Below are 16,594 nucleotides of genomic sequence, written 5' to 3'. Positions count from 1 at the left end.
TGCAGCTGTCTCCAGTAGAGTATGAGAAACGCTATTTCCTGAGCTTGGAGAGTGTCTAGAAAACCAGGGGCGATTCACTGTTTGCATAAACGATTCCTTTGCTAGATGGAGCGACTCCCCGCGTGAGCCTATGATCAGTCAGTCTTCTTTGCCACCTGTGATGGCCTTCACCTCAGCCAACAAGTCACCGAACTTGCCGTAATTGACGAACATGGTGCCTCCTTACACCGAGGCCATGGTAGCCCTTTCCGGCGTAAGCTCTCCAGCATCTGCTGCTGTTTGGCATCACCACCATAGGCCTGCATGACCTTCAATTGCCCCTCCGGGACGTAGTGCACTGGGGTCTCACCCGTTGCAATAGTCCACGCAGGGGATCTCGCGTCAGGGTTCCAGGCTGCGCAATGGATGAACACCTCGGCGCGTGCGCACTTGCGCTCTGGCACTGCTTGCCAAAGCTCGGCAGCTACCAGTTTGTACATTACTTCCTGTATCGCGTTCGGCTCCCGAAGGAATGTTGATCGAGGCTGATGCGGTGGCTTCGTACTAGCTAAAGCAAGCGCAATGCTCACTGACGGCGCATCGAGCAGTATTCCAGGAATACCTTGGTAAGCGCTGTGACGATTTCTGGGTCTGCATCTGGTGCCGAGAACAACCGAAATTCGGCATTGGGTAATGGTGGCAATCCGTACTCAGCGCTCAGGACGGAGATTCCCGCAACCAGCTGGCTTAGCGGCATCGGGGCTATGGCTATTCCGGACAATACAGCCGAGCGCAGGGCATTCGTGCTGGTGCATAGCATCGACGTGCGTTGAGCGATGCCCGCTTGTGCAAGATGCAGCAAAGCCGCCTCTCGATAAGCACAAGGTTCTGGAAACAGTGCCAGCGGGAGCGGCTGGCTGATTGGGGTGAGTGGCTGCGCAGCGGTCGCCCAAATGAGCGGTTCGCTCCACAACAGGATCCCTGAGCTATCGGTCTCACACAAAGACCCGACCACTAAATCCAACTCTCCTTGCTTCATCAAGCCGACCAGTGTGCCGGGTATGTTGATCTGAAACTCAATCTCCATACCTGGGTAACCTAGTGCGAGGTTCTGCAGTTCACGCAGCAGCCTGGTCTCCACAAGGTCTTCCGCAAGCCCCACCCTGATACGCCCCTGGAAAGGGGCTCGCATCATTTCAGCCCATGCCTCTCGATTGAGAGCAAGGATGATCCTGGCGTGGCGCATCAGACGGTCGCCCTCCAGCGTCAGTTCCTGCGACCGGGTTGTCCTCTTGAGCAGAGGTTTGCCGACCTGCTCTTCCAAGCGGCGCAGATGCCCACTGACAGCAGGTTGGGTGAGATGGAGTTTTTCTGCAGCGCGACCAAAACCTTGCTCTTCAACTACGGCAACAAAAGTCTTTAGTAGAAGCGGATCAAACATATCTCAATCCATGATGAATAGCGTGTAATTTCTCAATTTATATTTCTTTTAAAGATATGTTGCAATGCCTCGTACACCCGCCACGACACGAGACTGCAATGGCCAAGCTCCTTCATATCGAATGCTCCCCCCGCAAAGATCGCTCAGCGTCCATAGAAGTCGCCCAGAGTTTCATTTCGCGACTCTTGAGCGCTCATCCCGATCTGGAAGTTACAACGCTAGACCTGTGGCAAATATCACTGCCGGAGTTTTCTGATGAGGTGATGGATGCCAAGTACTCTGGATTGAATGGATTGGAGTTGACTGCGACTCAGGTGGTTGCCTGGAATGAACTGAAGGCATTGGCAAATTACCTGCACGAAGCCGACGTGCTCGTGCTGTCTGTGCCGCTGTGGAACTTCAGCATTCCCTACAAGCTAAAGCACTTCATTGACGTGGTATCGCAGAAAGACGTGCTGTTTAGTTTCAATCCGGAAACCGGGCTCGAAGGCATGTTGCGAGATAAAAAAGCAGTTGTCGTCTATGCCCGAGGTATGGATTTCTCTGCCGCTTCGCTGACACCCGCTCAACATTTCGACTTTCAAAAGCCTTATGTGGAAGCGTGGTTACGGCTTATTGGCATCACCGACGTAGAGTCAATCATCGTCGAAAAAACGGTTCTAGGGTCGGAAGTAGACAGTACCTCTCGCCATGAGGCCAAGATGCGCGCAAATGCTTTGGCGGACGCCCTAAGCGTTTCGGACATAAACTTTCAGCCTGCGAACTCTGTTGCATGAAGATCAAGAACATCTTCCCGATCCTCCATGAGGAACCATAAAAAAGGCCAGCACTGGGCTGACCTTTTTAAACATTGCTATTGGGCCTAATAGCATTATTAGCCCCTCAGTTCCTCTAGAAGTGAGTGGCCGGCCCAGGTAATTCTGATCTTGCCATCATCAACCAAATAGCCGCTATCAAGCAGCAAAAGCTTTGCAGACTCCAACTCATCATTGTCGCAATCCTCTACACAAAACGTGGAGAGATCAAACCCACTCATTCCGCCTACATTGGACTCCGCCTCAACTGCAGCCAGCACTTTCAAAACTGCTTCTTTATTCCTTTTCATTTTCAATCCTTTGAGATGTGTTTGATGGAGGCCAGAGCGTAACCAATTGAGCGAGCCCCATGAAAGAGAGGACACCGTTCCCCCCCAGGGAGGGCTTGAAGTAGCCGCGTGTTTCGGGTCGAGTTCAACGCCCGCCGAATGTTGAGGGTGGCCAATTGATTCAGAACAACCAGAACGGCCTTGTGCAGGCTTCGGTTTCTGAAGTACGCCTATCAGATGTCGACGCTTGATATGGGCAACTCAAGCGCCGACAACGCCATCGGTTACCGGCGGTTCAAGGCTTGGGTTTCAATGCCATCGAGCACCGCATCGACCAGCCCTTTGGCCATTTCTGCGGAGTGCAGGGTGGACCATAGCAGGCCTTTTTTGGGGATGTCGTCGATGTGTTCACAGGCCTGTTGGGCCGTGTCGTAGATGCCCTGGAGCAGCAGGGAGACGTGGACCAGCGCGTCTTCGGCATCGATGCCGGAACATACGGTGAACAAGGGTGCATGGCCGGCGTCACAACAACCGAATGCCGTGGTCGCAGTTTTGCCAAGAAGGGATTGCGGGGGATCGGGAACAATCTTTGTCATAGTGAAGCTCCTTTCGTAGTGACGCTGCCCCAATTCGCGACCAAACGAAATTGGGTGGCAGCTGTACGCAGGTTGGTCGACCGGGACGAAAGGCAAACCCGGCAGGGCCAAAGCCCTCCCGCGCACAGCCGCCATAGCACAACGATACGAACGCCGAGACGTCTGTATTCGAAGAACGAGGAGCTGTAACTTTCGTTGGCACGGGCGACCAAGCCCGTTCGCTGATTTTCAGCGAATGGGAAGCCTAACGCCCAAGGTGCAATGAGGCAAGGCGAAGATCGAAGGGTGGCCGCCATGCGCAGGTTGGTCGACCGGGACAGTAGGCACCCGGCAGGGCCAAAGCCCTCATGCGCACAGCCGCCATAGCCCGGCAATACTCGCGCAAAACCACCCGCGCTCAGTAGCGCCCAGCTGTTTCATTTTGTGGGCAAGGTTCAGCCCCAGTCGTCCCAGGCCACGGCATGGGTGGCGAGGTAGTGCTTTACCGCCGTGCCCACGGTCGGGAAGAAGGCGTCTTCCCCCAGTTGCGCGAACAGGCCGAATCGTTTGAGTTTGTCTTTGACCGGGTCTTTCATTTCGGCGATGCGCAGTTCGATGCCCGCTTCGTTCAGGGCGCCCATCAGTTCGGCCAGCATGTCGGCCGAGGTGACGTCGACGCTGGTCACCGGCTCTGCCGCTACCACCAACCAGCGCACGGGCGTTGGCGAGGCGGCCACGGCATCCAGTACGCGGTCCTGGAATTGTTCGGCGTTGGCAAAGAACAACGGGGCGTCCCAGCGGAACAGCACCAGGCCAGGCACCTGCCGCGCCTCGGGGTAACGCTTGATGTCGTGGTAGCCCTGTACGCCCTTGGCACGGCCCAGCACGGCGGAGTACGGGCGCCAGCCGTCCCAGAGGAATTCGATCACGGCAATCACGATCGCCAGGCCAATACCTTGGATGGCACCGAACATCACCACCCCGACCGTACAGGCGATAGACAGCCAGCATTCCCAGCGCTGGATACGGTAGATGCGCCGCAGGTCGGTGACTTCGATCAGGCCGATGGCCGAGGCAATCACCACCGCGGCCAAGGCGCTGGTGGGCAGGTTTTTCAGCAGGTCGGGGGCGACCATCAGCAAGCCGGCTACGGTGAGCGCGCCGACGACGCCGGTCAGTTGGGTTTTCGCCCCGGCGGCTTCGGCCACGGGTGTGCGCGATGAGCTGCTGCTGATCGGGAAGCCCTGGAAGAACCCGGCGGCCAGGTTGGCGATGCCCAGCCCGACCATTTCCTGGTTCGGGTCGACGTAGCTGCGGGTTCGTGCGGCATACACCCGCGACAGCACACTGGTGTCGGCGAACGAGACCATCGCCACCGCGCAGCCACCGATCAGTACCGGGACGATGTCCTCGCGGGTAATCCACGGGATGGCGAAGGCCGGCAGGCCTTGCGGGAGGGAGCCGAGCACCTCGACGCCTGCGCCTTCGGCCAGGCCCAGCAGGCTGACTGCGACGGTTGCGCCAACCACGGCGATAAGGATGCTCGGCACACGGCCGTTGCCCTTGAACAGCAGGATAACCGCCAGCGTCGCGGCACCGACGGCAAAGCTGGCCCAGTGGATGTTGCCCTCGAACACCCCCATGATCACCGCCCACTGGTTGCTCAGCGGGCCGTCGGATTCAATCGAGAAGCCGAACAACTTGGGCTGTTGGCTGATCAATACGGTCAGCGCAATGCCGTTCATGTAGCCGTAGCGAATGGGTTTGGAGAGCAGTTCGGTGATGAAGCCCAAGCGGGCCACCCCGGCCAGAATGCACACCGCGCCGGAGACGACGGCCATCATGCCGGCGAGGGCAACGGCACGCATCGGGTCGCCGCCGTACAGGGGCAGCACCACCGCCAGTATCACCGCCACCAGCGAGGAATCGGGGCCGAGCACGAGGATGCGGCTGGGGCCAAACAGGGCGTAGGCCAGCAGCGGCACGATGCTGGCGTAGAGGCCATAGATCCCGGGAATGCCCGAGGCCACCGCGTAGGCGATGCCCACCGGCACCAGCATGGCGGTCAGCACCAGCCCGGCCATGATGTCATGGCGTAGCCAGGCCAGCTGATACTCGCGCAGCATACGCAGCCCCGGCATCCAGCGCGCCCAACCGGCCTGGTCGGTCAGCTTGACGCGACGGTGAATTCGACCGGGCTCAGGGCGAGGGGACGACGATTCGGAATTGCTCATTAAGACCCCAGCAGCTAAAGACCTGCAATTCCGTGGTTAACGGCTCAGAGAAGTTTAGTTAGCGTGCACGCTGGTGTCTTGATAGCAGCAAAGTCGGGAGTACGCCATGGGTATTGCGCGGCAGCGCCCCCTATACCCGGAAGTGGTCCATCAGGGTTTGTTGCTGGTTGGCCAGGCGGTTCAGTGCCTGGCTCACCTGGGCCGACTCATCGGCCTGCCCGGACAGTGACTCGGTCACGTCACGGATGGTTGCGACGTTGCGGTTGATTTCTTCAGCGACCGAGCTTTGCTCTTCGGCCGCGCTGGCGATCTGCAGGTTCATGTCGCTGATGACGGTGACGGCATCGCCAATACGCCGCAGGGCGGTAACGGCCTGTTCGACCTGGGCAACGCTGCCCTGGGCCTGTTGATGGCTGCTGTGCATTGAGGCAACGACATCTCGGGTGCCGGTTTGCAGGCCTTCGATCACCTGGCGGATCTCCTCCACTGACTCCTGAGTGCGCCTGGCCAGGTTGCGTACTTCGTCAGCGACCACGGCAAAGCCACGGCCCGCCTCACCGGCCCGGGCGGCTTCGATGGCAGCGTTGAGCGCCAGCAGGTTGGTTTGTTCGGCGATGCCGCGAATCACTTCGAGCACCGAGCCGATCTGTTCGCTGCTGCTGGACAGGCCTTCCACCTGGCTCATGGCGAGGGTCATGTCGCGGGCCAGGTCGTCGATGGCACGGGTGGTCTGGTTGATCACGCCGAGGCCTTCGCGGGTGGCTTGGTCTGCGCCGCGTGCAGCTTCTGCGGCCTGGGCGGCGCTGCGGGCAACATCATGGGCCGTGGCGCTCATTTCGTGGGACGCGGTGGCCACCTGGTCGACTTCACGGTACTGCTGTTGCATACCGGCGCTGGTCTGGCTGGCGATGGCGGCGGACTGGTCGGCGGTGCCACGTGCGTCCTGCACCGAGCTTTTCACATCGGCGATGATCGGCCGCAGTTTGTCGAGGAAGCGGTTGAACCAACCGGCCAGTTCGCCCAACTCGTCGTGTTTGTCGTAGGCGAGGCGCCGGGTCAGGTCGCCCTCGCCGCTGGCGATGTCGCGCAGCATGGCGGCGACACCCAGGATCGGCCGGGTGACGCCGCGTGCGGTCAGCCACACCAGTAACAGCCCGGCCACGGCAGCCAGCAGGCCGAACAGCAGCTCCAGCCAGGTACCTTCGGCGCTGCGGCGGTCGAGGTCCTGCTGCAGGGTTCGCACCGGGGCCAGCAGGGCCTCCATGGGTACATCAAGCAGGACAGACCAGGGCTGCGCGTCCGGTATGGGCTGCAGTGGCGCCAGCACCTGCAAGCGACCGGCCTGTTGCTGCGTGTGGGCCTGGCCCTGGCGTTGCAGGGCCAGCAGCTCGCTGCCGTGTTCAGGGTAGGCCTGGCTCAGCGTCTGGCCCAGCCGGGTTACATCCGGGCTATGCCCGGCGAGCAACCCGCCGGCGCTGACGATGCTGACCGCACCTTTGCCCTGGTACAGCCGCTGGCTGCTGGCTTCAACCAGTTGCTGCAAGTTGGCCAGGCTGATGTCCATGCCCAGCACCGCCAGCAGTTTGCCGTTGTCGATCACCGGGAAGGTCAGCGAGGTGATAAGCGTCTTCTGCCCCGAAGCGTCGTCGAAATAGGGGTTGAGCAGGCAGGGTTTAAGGGTCTGTTTCGGGCAGTTGAACCAGGTGTTGAACGGGGTGCCATCGAGCATGGTGGTGCTGTCGGCGATCAGCGCTTCGCTGACCGTCAAGGTGCTCAACTCGCCGTTACGCTGCGCCCAGTAGCTGGAGAAGCGCCCCTGCTCGTTGCTGCCCCTGGCGCCCTGCCCGCTGAAACGGGCATCGTTGCCATCCAGCGCATTGGGCTCGAACACCAGGTACAGGCTGAGCAGCTGCGGATTGGCCTGCAAGGCCTCTTTCACCTGCTGGTGCAGCGACTCGCGCAGGGCTTCAGGGGCAAGCTGGGCCTTCTGCAGTTGGCGTTGCTGCTGCAGTACCTGGCGGCTGAGGTTTACGCCGTCCTGATAGGCCGCGAGGAAAAAGCGCTGCAGGGTCAGCGCCTGTACCCGGCCCTCGCCTTCCATGCGCTCGCGGGCCGAGGTTTCGAGCATCTGTGCGCTGCTGGCCTTGACCAGCTCGGTGCTCGCACTCATGCGGTAGAGCGAGATGCCAATCAGCACCGCGACGATGGTCAGCAGGCACAGGCCGGTGAGCAGGGTAATTTTCCACTGGATGGACAGACGGTTCAGCAGCATCGCACGTGATCCTTACGCCGGGGGCGACTGGCACGCCTGCGCAGGCGTATTTGTTAGAGCCATTACACATTGCGTGCCACCTGCCAACGCGCGCTGAAAACAGCCTGATGGCCAGCATTTACGGGGGTAATGGCCGGCCAAGGCGAAGGTACGCGCTCGCCCCACTGTTACAGCCTGAGACAGCGACTGTCGCATCGGCAAGACGCCGAGACACTGCGCAGGGGGCTGAGCGTTGATGCAAAACACCTTGTTTTCCATGGTCTTACAGCGCCCGGCGAACATTGGCATGGCGGTTGCGCACGGGCCTGCACAACAAAAACCATAGGAGCAGCCCCCCGATGACCACGCAAACGTCCACTCCCCTGCGAACGCGCCTTGCCCTGGCACTGGCCGCAAGCGGCGTATTTGCCAGCCTGCCAGCGCCAGCCTACGAGCTGTACAACCAGGGCGGCAGCGTACTGAACGCCGACCTGGAGGCGGTGTTCGGCATCATGCACAGCGAGGAAAGCTATGCCACCGCTGGCAACCGCAGCGCTGGCAGTTCGGCCTGGCGCGAGGGCTACATCAAGTACGGCCTGAGCGGCAGCCAGACGCTGGCCGACGCAGGCAGCCTGTACGGCAAGTTCAACCTGGTGAGCTCGGGCACCTGGGGCGACGGTGATGCGGCAGGCTTCACCCTCGGCAGCGAACGCCGTACAGCCGTGGAAGACGCCTACCTGGGCTGGCGCTCCGGGGCGCTGCTGCCACTGTTTGGTGAGGACGGCGTGGACATTTCCGCCGGCCGCCAACTGGTCAAACTCGGCGACGGCTTCCTGCTCAACGGCGACTCGGTGAACGTCGGCGATGCCGACCTCGGTGCCGACTTCGACCGAGGCGGTGCCTACTACCTGGCCGGGCGCAAGGCCTTCGACCAGACCGCTGTTGTGCATGTGGGCGGCACGCAAGGCTGGCGCAGTGATCTGGTGTGGCTGAAGTCAGACAACCGTGCCCAGGCCGAAACCGAGCTGGCGGCGGCCACCCTGGAGCATGTGGGTGCAGCCGGTACGCTGGGGCTGACCTGGATTCACGGGCTGGACGTCAACGAGCGCTTCGCCACCGCCGCCCAGCTTGAACGCAAGGACATGGACACCGTCAGCGTGCGCGGCAGCGGCGGGCTGGGGGTTGAAAACCTCAACCTGGCGTTCGAGTACGCCACCCAGGACCGTGACAGCGGGCGCGAGAACGCCTGGTACCTGGAGGGCGCCTGGACCTTCGCCGATGTGCCGTGGAAACCTACGGCCACCTACCGCTACAGCCGCTTCTCCGAGGCCTTCGACCCGCTGTTCTACGGTTTCAGCCGTGGCTACGGCACCTGGTATCAAGGTGAAGTGGCGGCCAACTATGCCGGGCCATTCAACAGTAATACCGCCGTGCATCATGTCGGCCTGAAAGCGACGCCACGGGACGACCTGACGCTGGGCGCACTGTTCTTCGACTTCGACACCCTCGACCGCGATCTTGGCAACCTCAGCGGCCAGGAACTGGACCTGTACCTGGAGTGGACGGTCAACGAGCACCTGATCATCAGCCCGCTGGTGGGCCTGTACAAACCTGAGCGCAGTGCCAGCGAAGGCGGGTTGCAGTTGGGTAGCGACGATACCAACACCTACCTGCAACTGACCGTGGCGACGTTCTTCTAGCGCCCGGTGCGTGGCCGTGGCCTGGTTCACCCGGGCCACAGGCTGACGTACCATGCGTGCTTCTTCACACTCACACGGATGTGCAATGAAACGCTTCCCATGCCTTGGCGCAATGCTCGCCGGGCTGCTTGCCTTCGCCCTGCAACACACCGCCAGCGCGGCGGGGTTTGACTGCAGCAAGGCTGTCACCCTGCAGGAACAGGCCATCTGCAATACGCCGTCGCTGTCCGCCAAGGACGAGCAGTTGAATGCCCTGTTCCGCCCGCTGAAAAAGCATCAGGTTTTCCGCCAACTGGGGGCCACCTGGCTGTATGAGGTGCGCAACGCGTGCCAGACAATCGGTTGTCTGGAGGCCGCCTACGACCAACAGATCAAGCGGCTGACCCCGCAGCCGCCGCCCAGGGTCGATGTTCATGCGCTGTCGCCACTGCCCGAGGGGCAGGTGTATACGCAAGTAGACGATGAGCCGTGGCAGCGCTACGTGCTGGCCGAGCTGCCGCAGGCGCCCGCGCACGTCTTCAAGCACATTGTCGACGCCGCGGTGGTCGACGGTGTGCTGCATGTCATTCTCTATGTCAGCAACAGCAACGACCGCGACAACATGTACCTCAGCGAGCGCTTCAACCACCAGACCTACGGCACCCTTTACGAATACACCGATACCCGCCCGGGCTGGCACCCGATCGCCACCCACATTGCCTTCAAGGGCTGGGAAAAAACCGGTTTCTACGATCAGGGCAAGCGCTACGCCGGGGTGGTCGACGGAGTGTTCTATTATCGCCAGCAAGAAGACAAAGGCCTACAACAGGCCATGGCGTATACCTTGGGATCGGGTGCGGCACCACAGCCGACCGCGCAGACGTTCCAGGTGCCGTCCAGTACCGCACAGTTCGCCAAGGCCCGTATCCTGGACGACATCAACGGCAACAACAGCAACCTGACCCTGTCGTATGACGAGCGGGTTGACCGCCACAAGACCGAGCGCGTGATGGCCACCGACGCCACCGACTGGAGCCTGGTGAACCCAACCTGGAGCGAGCGCCGGGCCGTGTTGTACTTCGACAACAGCGGTGCCATGGCCTGTGTCTGGCGGGTGGACCTGGTCAACAAGGTGTTGTCCAAGATCGTCCCTGAGCATGAAGCGGTTTCGGCGCGGCCCGTGGAGCTGCTTGGCCAGGAAGCACTTGTCTACCTTGAGGAAAACCGTTTGGGTTTCGCCATCGCCCCGGTTCAGTAAGGGGGTAAACCGGCTTGCCTGCGCCAAGGCCCATGACAGCTGGCCGCTTGCAAGCCCCTGCCCCTTAAAAGTGTTTTACTGAAATCGCAGGTTTTCTCCCGAAGCGCTTTCCCTATCCTAGGCAAGACGTACTCATCAGCGGAAGATCCATGAAACCGTCGCTCTACAGCCGTTATGCCTGCCTGGCAGGCTGTCTGCTTTTCACTGTCGCAAGCCTGCCTTTTCTCTCTGCCCACGCGGGCCTCTGGCCCCTGACGCTGATCACCGCCCTGCTCAGCCTGGTTGGCCTCAATGACCTGCGCCAGAGCCATCACGCGGTGCGACGCAACTACCCGATCCTGGGCAATATCCGTTACCTGATCGAAACCATCCGCCCGGAAATTCGCCAGTACCTGCTTGAAGGCGACGACGACAAGCTGCCGTTCTCCCGGGCCCAGCGCTCGCTGGTGTACGCACGGGCCAAGAACGAGAGCGCCGAGAAAGCCTTCGGTACGCTGAACGATGTGTACAAGCCGGGCTTCGAGTTCATCAGCCATTCGATGCTGCCCGTGGAAACCCCCGACCCGGCATCATTCCGCGTGGCCATCGGCGGGCCGCAGTGCCGCCAGCCGTACTCGGCCTCGATCTTCAACATTTCCGCGATGAGCTTTGGTGCACTCAGCGCCAACGCCATCGGCGCGCTGAACAAGGGCGCCAAGCTCGGCCGCTTTGCCCATGACACTGGCGAGGGCAGCATCAGCCCCTATCACCGTGAGCACGGCGGTGACCTGATCTGGGAAATTGGCAGCGGCTACTTTGGTTGCCGCACCGCCGACGGCCATTTCGACCCTGAACGCTTCGCCGAACAGGCCTGCTCGGCTCAGGTGAAGATGATCGAGGTCAAACTCAGCCAGGGCGCGAAGCCGGGCCACGGCGGGATTCTGCCGGGGCACAAGGTCAGCGCTGAAATCGCCGAAACACGCGGCGTGAACGTGGGTGAAGACTGCGTCTCCCCTGCTGCTCACACCGCGTTCCGCAGCCCGGTGGAGTTGCTGCAGTTCATTGGCCAACTGCGCGAACTGTCCGGTGGCAAACCGGTCGGCTTCAAGTTCTGCCTGGGCCATCCCTGGGAGTTCATGGGTATCGCCAAGGCCATGCTGGCCACCGGCATTCTCCCGGACTTCATTGTCGTCGACGGCAAGGAAGGCGGCACCGGTGCGGCCCCACGGGAATTCAGCGACAACATCGGCGTGCCAATGCGTGAAGGCCTGATGTTCGTACACAACACGCTGGTGGGCCTGAACCTGCGCGACAAGATTCGCATCGGTGCCGCCGGCAAGATTGTCAGTGCCTTCGACATTGCCAGTGTGCTGGCCATCGGTGCCGACTGGGTCAACTCGGCACGCGGTTTCATGTTCGCCATCGGCTGCATCCAGTCGCAAAGCTGCCACACCAACAAGTGCCCGACCGGGGTTGCCACCCAAGACCCGCTACGCCAGCGGGCGCTGGTGGTGCCGGAAAAAGCCGAACGGGTGTACAGCTTCCACCGCAACACGCTGCACGCACTGGCCGAGATGCTCGCTGCCGCAGGCCTGGAGCACCCTGAAGAACTCAAGCCCAAGCACCTGGCGCGACGCATCAGCCCCAGCGAAGTACGCCTGTTTTCGCAGTTGCACGTGTTCCTCAAGCCTGGCGAATTGCTCAGCGGCTCGATTGAAAGCGATTTTTATGCGCGGATGTGGCGGATGGCCCGCAGTGACAGCTTCGCCGCAGACACCGGCGAGGTGGTGGAGATCCGGGCAGCCCGGAACCGCAGAGAAACAACCCCGGCCTAGGCCGGGGTTGTGGGAGACGCCAATCAGAAGATGCTGATCGGGTACTCGACAAATACGCGGACTTCGTTGCCGTCGTCGTTGTAAGTGTTTTGTTGAACACTGGTAGAGGTACGCAGGAACGAGCTGCGCAGCTTGACCGACAGGTCCTTGGCAGGGCCTTCCTGAACCACGTACTTCAACTGGTTGAAGAGTTCGCGCTCTTTACCTTCACCGTAACCGTGAGTGTTGATGTTGTCACCACGCACGTAGGCCACTTTGTAGGTCAGGCCCGGTACGCCGAAGGCGCCGAAGTCCAGGCCGTAGCCCAACTGCCAGGAACGCTCGTCTTCGGCGTTGAAGTCGGACCAGTACGAGTTGGCCAGGTAGATGGTAGAGCCACCGTCACCCACCCAACCTGCACTCTGGTAACCGCCGTAGTTGTAGCCGGTGTCACCGGTGCTGCGCTGGTGTGCCAGGGTGATCGAGTGCGGACCAAAGGCATAGGTCGCGGCCAGGCTCCAGATGGTGTTGTCACGGCCAGTCAAACCAGCGTCTTTGACAAAGTCACGGTCCATCTTCGACTTGTAGCCGTTGAAGTCCAGGGTCAGGGAGCGCTCGGCGGCGATCGGCATCACGTAGTTGATACCCAGGTACTGCTTCTTCATGACGTCTTCGACGTCGGAGCCGTACAGGGAAGCCGACAGGTTGTCGGTGAACTTGTAGCTACCACCAAAGACGTTGATCGACTTCAGGCCACCACTGTCACGACCTTCAGCGCTCTTGCGCGCTTCCTGAGTGAAGCGACCCGCGTTCAGCTCCAGGCCTTCGATCTCCTTGGAGGTGACCAGGGTACCGGTGAAGCTTTCTGGCAACAGACGCGAATCGTCGTATTGCAGCACAGGCAGTGTCGGCATCTGGTCGCCGTACTTCAGTACGGTGTTGGAGACGCGGAACTTGACCGCAGCACCACCACGGGCGAGGTTGTGCGGGGAATTGGTTTGGGCGCCGTCGCTCGGTTTGAAGAAGTCGACCCCAGCACCACCGTTGTGTCCTTTACCACCGTCCAGGCGCACGGCGTAGAGGCCAAAGGCATCAACACCGACGCCGACGGTACCTTGGGTAAAACCAGAGGAGAAGTTGCCAATGACGCCCTGACCCCATTCGATCTGGTCGTTCTTGCCATGTTTCTTGTCACGGTTGATATAAGCGTTACGCAGCAGCACATTCATGCTGCTGTCTTCTACGAAACCTTTGGCATTGGCCTGGTCATTGGCCATGGCCTGAGTCGCGGACAACAAACCCAGAGCGATCAGGCTGATCCTGGTTTTCAACATTTTATTTTCCTTATCACAAAAACAAAGACGCGCTGCGACCGGCACCAGGAACCACGCCCCCTGCGTGGGTTGACGCTCGCGGGTCTGAAAACAAAAAAGCCCCCTGCGCATAGGCACAGCGGGCCATCTATTCTGGGTACAAGGTGAATGGGCCTACAGGCGAGGGCCGAATCCTAGCGGTCAGCAGTTCTGTGTGTCAAAAATTCGTGAACAGCACGGATCAGCGGTCGATCGTGCAATTTTGAGAATGGCGGGGCATGCAGCACTGCGGGGGGACACGAAGAGCAGGACAGGAGAAAACGCATCGCCGGCAAGGCAGACCTTGCCGGCGATCGCTCAGTCAGTGGTGCCAGACCCCGAGCAGCGCATCGAGCTCTGCTTCACTGATCAAACCCACCGGGTACCGCTCAACCAACAACCGACGTCGCGGATCGGTCTTCCTGACTCGATTATTTGCATTGTTTTTCAACCACTGTGCCAGTGCCTTGATCGATTCGTTATTAACGATGGACAGGCCTGAAGCTGGCTCACTGACTACATTCATATCGACACGTACTCCCCAGGGTCGTGAGCCATTAACCTACGTTAACTTTGTGACAGAACTGCGTGCTCTATCCGCTTGAAATACAATGCAAAACGAATACAAGAGCTGTGCCAGATCGAGCTCCGATCGTCGAATGACGCGCAAAAAAAAGCCCGTCGTGCGACGGGCCTTTTTACTTAAATGCTTCAGCGTTTGACCGGTGCTGGCTGCTGTTGGGTCAGGCAATGGATGTTGCCGCCACCGAGCAACAGCTCACGACCTGGCACCATGACTACCTCACGATCCGCGAACAACGTCTGCAAAATCGCTCTAGCCTCGGCATCTGCCGGGTCGTCGAAGCTTGGCGCGATGATCGCACCATTGACGATCAGGAAGTTGACATAGGAGCCGGCAAGGCGAACCGACGGGTTACGCTCCTGGCTACCGGCGACCGGATCGACACCCGCACATTCCTCCTCGGTCGCGTACAGCGGCCCGGGGATCGGCATTTTATGCACCACAAAGGTGCGCCCTTTGGCATCGCGCTGACGCTCCAACACCTCAAGTGCCGCACGGCAACGTGCAAAGTTGGGGTCGTTGGAATCATCGGTCCAGGCCAGTAACACTTCGCCAGGGCGCACGTAACAGCAAAAGTTGTCCACGTGCCCATCGGTTTCGTCGTTATACAGGCCATCAGGCAGCCAGACGATGGTCTCCACCGCCAGGTGATCGCGCAGGATCGCCTCTATTTGCTCACGGTTCAGGTGCGGGTTGCGGTTGTGATTGAGCAGGCATTCTTCTGTGGTGATCAGCGTGCCTTCGCCGTCGACGTGAATCGAGCCACCTTCCAGCACGAAGCCTTCGGTCTGGTAGCGTGGGCAGCGCTCGATCTGCAGGATCTTGCCAGCCACTTGTTCATCACGGTTCCACGGTGCGTACAGGCCGCCCTCAAAACCACCCCAGGCATTGAAGCCCCAATCGACGCCGCGGACTTCACCCGTGTCGTTGATCACAAAGGTCGGGCCAGTGTCACGCACCCAGGCATCGTCATTGCTGATTTCCACCACGCGGATGTTCGGGGTGTCCAGCAGGCGGGCACAGGCATGTTCGTATTGGGCGGCCGACACGCCGACGGTCACCGGCTCGAAGCGGGCAATGGCCTTGGCCACGGCAACATGCGCGGCCTGCGCCGGCTTGCCGCCCAGGCGCCAGTTGTCCGGGCGCTCCGGCCACACCATCCAGACCTGTGATTGTGGCGCCCACTCGGCAGGCATGTGAAAGCCATCGGCGCGTGGGGTAGTGGTCAGGGTTGTCATAGTTGAACCTTTGCAAGAACTGCCGCAGAACGGGCCTGCGGCACGATAAATGGGTGATCAGGATTCCAGCGAACCGTCGAGGGTCTTCAGCGTACCGTACAGGTCCGGCCGACGGTCACGGAAGGTGCCCCAGGCGCTGCGCACATGCTCCAGCTTGTCCAGGTCGAAAGTATGCACCAGCACGCCTTCTTCGGTTTCATTCAGTTCTTCAACCTTTTCGCCAAACGGGTTGGCGATGAACGACGAGCCGTAGAACGTGATGTCGTAGCCGTCCTGCTCTTCCTTGCCGATACGGTTGCTGGCGACCAGCGGCATCAGGTTGGCGCCGGCATGGCCTTGCTGCACGCGCTGCCAGTGATCACGCGAGGTGATGCTGGCGTCATGCGGTTCGCTGCCAATGGCGGTCGGGTAGAACAGAATTTCCGCGCCTTGCAGGGCCATGCTGCGTGCGCACTCCGGGAACCACTGGTCCCAGCAGATACCGACGCCGATCTTGGCATAACGGGTGTTCCAGACCTTGAAGCCGGTATCACCCGGGTTGAAGTAGTACTTTTCGTGATAGCCCGGGCCATCCGGGATATGGCTCTTGCGGTAGATGCCCAGGTTGTGGCCATCGGCATCGATGATCGCAATGCTGTTGAAACGCGCCCGCCCGGCCAGCTCGTAGAAGCTGATCGGCAGCACCACTTGCAGTTCCTTGGCCAGTTTCTGGAAATGGACGATAGCGGCGTTGGTTTCAACCGGGGTCGCCAGTTGCAGGTAGTCGGCGTTGGGCTTCTGGCAGAAGTACGGGGTCTCGAACAGTTCCTGGATCAGGATGATCTGCGCGCCCTTGGCGGCGGCTTCGCGCACCAGTTTCTCGGCGGTGGCGATGTTGGCGTCGCGATCCCAGGAACAGGCCATCTGGGTGGCGGCGACGGTAACGATGCGGCTCATGAAAACGTCCTCGAAGGGTTGCTGGGCAAGTAATGAGGACTTTATATCCGATAAAAATCGGCTTTGGAAGGCGGTAAATCAAAATAAAAGGGTGAGAATCGCCATTTAAATCGATAACAATCGATTTAAATCTGTGTTTTCCATGTTGATCACATTGTAGAAAAACCTGCCCCCCTTGGAGGAGCAGGTTT

Annotated in this window: 13 protein-coding genes and 1 pseudogene; 4 read left to right on the top strand and 10 right to left on the bottom strand. The window is 60.3% G+C overall.

Annotation, left to right across the window (positions count from 1 at the left end; genetic code table 11):
• Window positions 1-565 precede the first annotated feature (565 nt).
• A complete protein-coding gene (locus CYD26_RS22170) occupies window positions 566-1,420 on the bottom strand; it encodes a LysR family transcriptional regulator (protein WP_102053675.1) in 855 nt (284 codons plus the stop codon).
• A 98-nt stretch (window positions 1,421-1,518) separates the two neighbouring features.
• Between CYD26_RS22170 and CYD26_RS22165 the strand changes: the two genes are divergently transcribed.
• On the top strand, window positions 1,519-2,196 hold the full coding sequence (locus CYD26_RS22165) for an FMN-dependent NADH-azoreductase (RefSeq protein ID WP_102053674.1): 678 nt from the start codon (window positions 1,519-1,521) through the stop codon (window positions 2,194-2,196).
• Window positions 2,197-2,294: 98 nt separating this feature from the next.
• On the opposite strand, the gene CYD26_RS22160 is transcribed toward CYD26_RS22165, so the two are convergent.
• From CYD26_RS22160 to CYD26_RS26050, 5 genes and pseudogenes are all read right to left on the bottom strand, one after another.
• Window positions 2,295-2,525 carry a hypothetical protein gene (locus CYD26_RS22160; protein ID WP_102053673.1) on the bottom strand — a complete coding sequence of 77 codons (231 nt, stop codon included), beginning with the start codon at window positions 2,523-2,525 and terminating at the stop codon, window positions 2,295-2,297.
• A 263-nt stretch (window positions 2,526-2,788) separates the two neighbouring features.
• Window positions 2,789-3,100 (bottom strand): DUF3077 domain-containing protein, encoded by a 312-nt coding sequence (locus CYD26_RS22155; RefSeq protein WP_102053672.1) that lies wholly within the window; start codon window positions 3,098-3,100, stop codon window positions 2,789-2,791.
• A 434-nt stretch (window positions 3,101-3,534) separates the two neighbouring features.
• On the bottom strand, window positions 3,535-5,313 hold the full coding sequence (locus CYD26_RS22145) for a SulP family inorganic anion transporter (protein WP_102053670.1): 1,779 nt from the start codon (window positions 5,311-5,313) through the stop codon (window positions 3,535-3,537).
• Window positions 5,314-5,443: 130 nt separating this feature from the next.
• Complete coding sequence (locus CYD26_RS26055) at window positions 5,444-6,148, bottom strand: methyl-accepting chemotaxis protein (RefSeq protein WP_371917261.1); 705 nt, start codon at window positions 6,146-6,148, stop codon at window positions 5,444-5,446.
• 201 nt (window positions 6,149-6,349) lie between these two features.
• Window positions 6,350-7,414: pseudogene (locus tag CYD26_RS26050) on the bottom strand (chemotaxis protein); the annotation flags it as partial.
• A gap of 509 nt (window positions 7,415-7,923) precedes the next feature.
• On the opposite strand from CYD26_RS26050, the gene CYD26_RS22135 reads away from it, so the two are divergent.
• The 3 genes from CYD26_RS22135 to CYD26_RS22125 all read left to right on the top strand — a co-directional run bounded on the left by CYD26_RS22135 (window position 7,924) and on the right by CYD26_RS22125 (window position 12,315).
• Window positions 7,924-9,264: an alginate export family protein gene (locus tag CYD26_RS22135; protein WP_256588060.1), complete on the top strand. Its 1,341-nt coding sequence runs from the start codon at window positions 7,924-7,926 to the stop codon at window positions 9,262-9,264.
• 85 nt (window positions 9,265-9,349) lie between these two features.
• Window positions 9,350-10,501: a lysozyme inhibitor LprI family protein gene (locus tag CYD26_RS22130; RefSeq protein WP_145991812.1), complete on the top strand. Its 1,152-nt coding sequence runs from the start codon at window positions 9,350-9,352 to the stop codon at window positions 10,499-10,501.
• Window positions 10,502-10,650: 149 nt separating this feature from the next.
• Entirely contained in the window at window positions 10,651-12,315 is a 1,665-nt protein-coding gene (locus tag CYD26_RS22125; RefSeq protein ID WP_065761092.1) for an FMN-binding glutamate synthase family protein, read from the top strand.
• Window positions 12,316-12,338: 23 nt separating this feature from the next.
• On the opposite strand, the gene CYD26_RS22120 is transcribed toward CYD26_RS22125, so the two are convergent.
• From CYD26_RS22120 to aguB, 4 genes are all read right to left on the bottom strand, one after another.
• Entirely contained in the window at window positions 12,339-13,628 is a 1,290-nt protein-coding gene (locus CYD26_RS22120; RefSeq protein WP_102053667.1) for an OprD family porin, read from the bottom strand.
• A gap of 340 nt (window positions 13,629-13,968) precedes the next feature.
• Window positions 13,969-14,172, bottom strand: coding sequence for a hypothetical protein (locus CYD26_RS22115; protein ID WP_065762061.1), 204 nt, complete (start codon window positions 14,170-14,172; stop codon window positions 13,969-13,971).
• A gap of 185 nt (window positions 14,173-14,357) precedes the next feature.
• On the bottom strand, window positions 14,358-15,467 hold the full coding sequence (gene aguA, locus CYD26_RS22110) for an agmatine deiminase (RefSeq protein ID WP_102053666.1): 1,110 nt from the start codon (window positions 15,465-15,467) through the stop codon (window positions 14,358-14,360).
• Window positions 15,468-15,524: 57 nt separating this feature from the next.
• Window positions 15,525-16,403, bottom strand: coding sequence for an N-carbamoylputrescine amidase (aguB, locus tag CYD26_RS22105; protein WP_102053665.1), 879 nt, complete (start codon window positions 16,401-16,403; stop codon window positions 15,525-15,527).
• Between the last annotated feature and the right edge of the window lie 191 nt (window positions 16,404-16,594).

This window comes from Pseudomonas sp. FFUP_PS_473, from assembly GCF_002858665.1.
Lineage (GTDB): Bacteria > Pseudomonadota > Gammaproteobacteria > Pseudomonadales > Pseudomonadaceae > Aquipseudomonas > Aquipseudomonas defluvii.
The sequence above is the reverse complement of the archived record's forward strand: the minus strand, read 5'-3'. Positions and strand labels throughout refer to the sequence as shown.

What these genes read in the sequence shown, in the direction of transcription:
- CYD26_RS22170 (WP_102053675.1), bottom strand. Translation starts at nt 1,420, where the DNA reads ATGTTTGATCCGCTTCTACTAAAGACTTTTGTTGCCGTAGTTGAAGAG.
- CYD26_RS22165 (WP_102053674.1), top strand. Translation starts at nt 1,519, where the DNA reads ATGGCCAAGCTCCTTCATATCGAATGCTCCCCCCGCAAAGATCGCTCA.
- CYD26_RS22160 (WP_102053673.1), bottom strand. Translation starts at nt 2,525, where the DNA reads ATGAAAAGGAATAAAGAAGCAGTTTTGAAAGTGCTGGCTGCAGTTGAG.
- CYD26_RS22155 (WP_102053672.1), bottom strand. Translation starts at nt 3,100, where the DNA reads ATGACAAAGATTGTTCCCGATCCCCCGCAATCCCTTCTTGGCAAAACT.
- CYD26_RS22145 (WP_102053670.1), bottom strand. Translation starts at nt 5,313, where the DNA reads ATGAGCAATTCCGAATCGTCGTCCCCTCGCCCTGAGCCCGGTCGAATT.
- CYD26_RS26055 (WP_371917261.1), bottom strand. Translation starts at nt 6,148, where the DNA reads ATGAGCGCCACGGCCCATGATGTTGCCCGCAGCGCCGCCCAGGCCGCA.
- CYD26_RS22135 (WP_256588060.1), top strand. Translation starts at nt 7,924, where the DNA reads ATGACCACGCAAACGTCCACTCCCCTGCGAACGCGCCTTGCCCTGGCA.
- CYD26_RS22130 (WP_145991812.1), top strand. Translation starts at nt 9,350, where the DNA reads ATGAAACGCTTCCCATGCCTTGGCGCAATGCTCGCCGGGCTGCTTGCC.
- CYD26_RS22125 (WP_065761092.1), top strand. Translation starts at nt 10,651, where the DNA reads ATGAAACCGTCGCTCTACAGCCGTTATGCCTGCCTGGCAGGCTGTCTG.
- CYD26_RS22120 (WP_102053667.1), bottom strand. Translation starts at nt 13,628, where the DNA reads ATGTTGAAAACCAGGATCAGCCTGATCGCTCTGGGTTTGTTGTCCGCG.
- CYD26_RS22115 (WP_065762061.1), bottom strand. Translation starts at nt 14,172, where the DNA reads ATGAATGTAGTCAGTGAGCCAGCTTCAGGCCTGTCCATCGTTAATAAC.
- aguA (WP_102053666.1), bottom strand. Translation starts at nt 15,467, where the DNA reads ATGACAACCCTGACCACTACCCCACGCGCCGATGGCTTTCACATGCCT.
- aguB (WP_102053665.1), bottom strand. Translation starts at nt 16,403, where the DNA reads ATGAGCCGCATCGTTACCGTCGCCGCCACCCAGATGGCCTGTTCCTGG.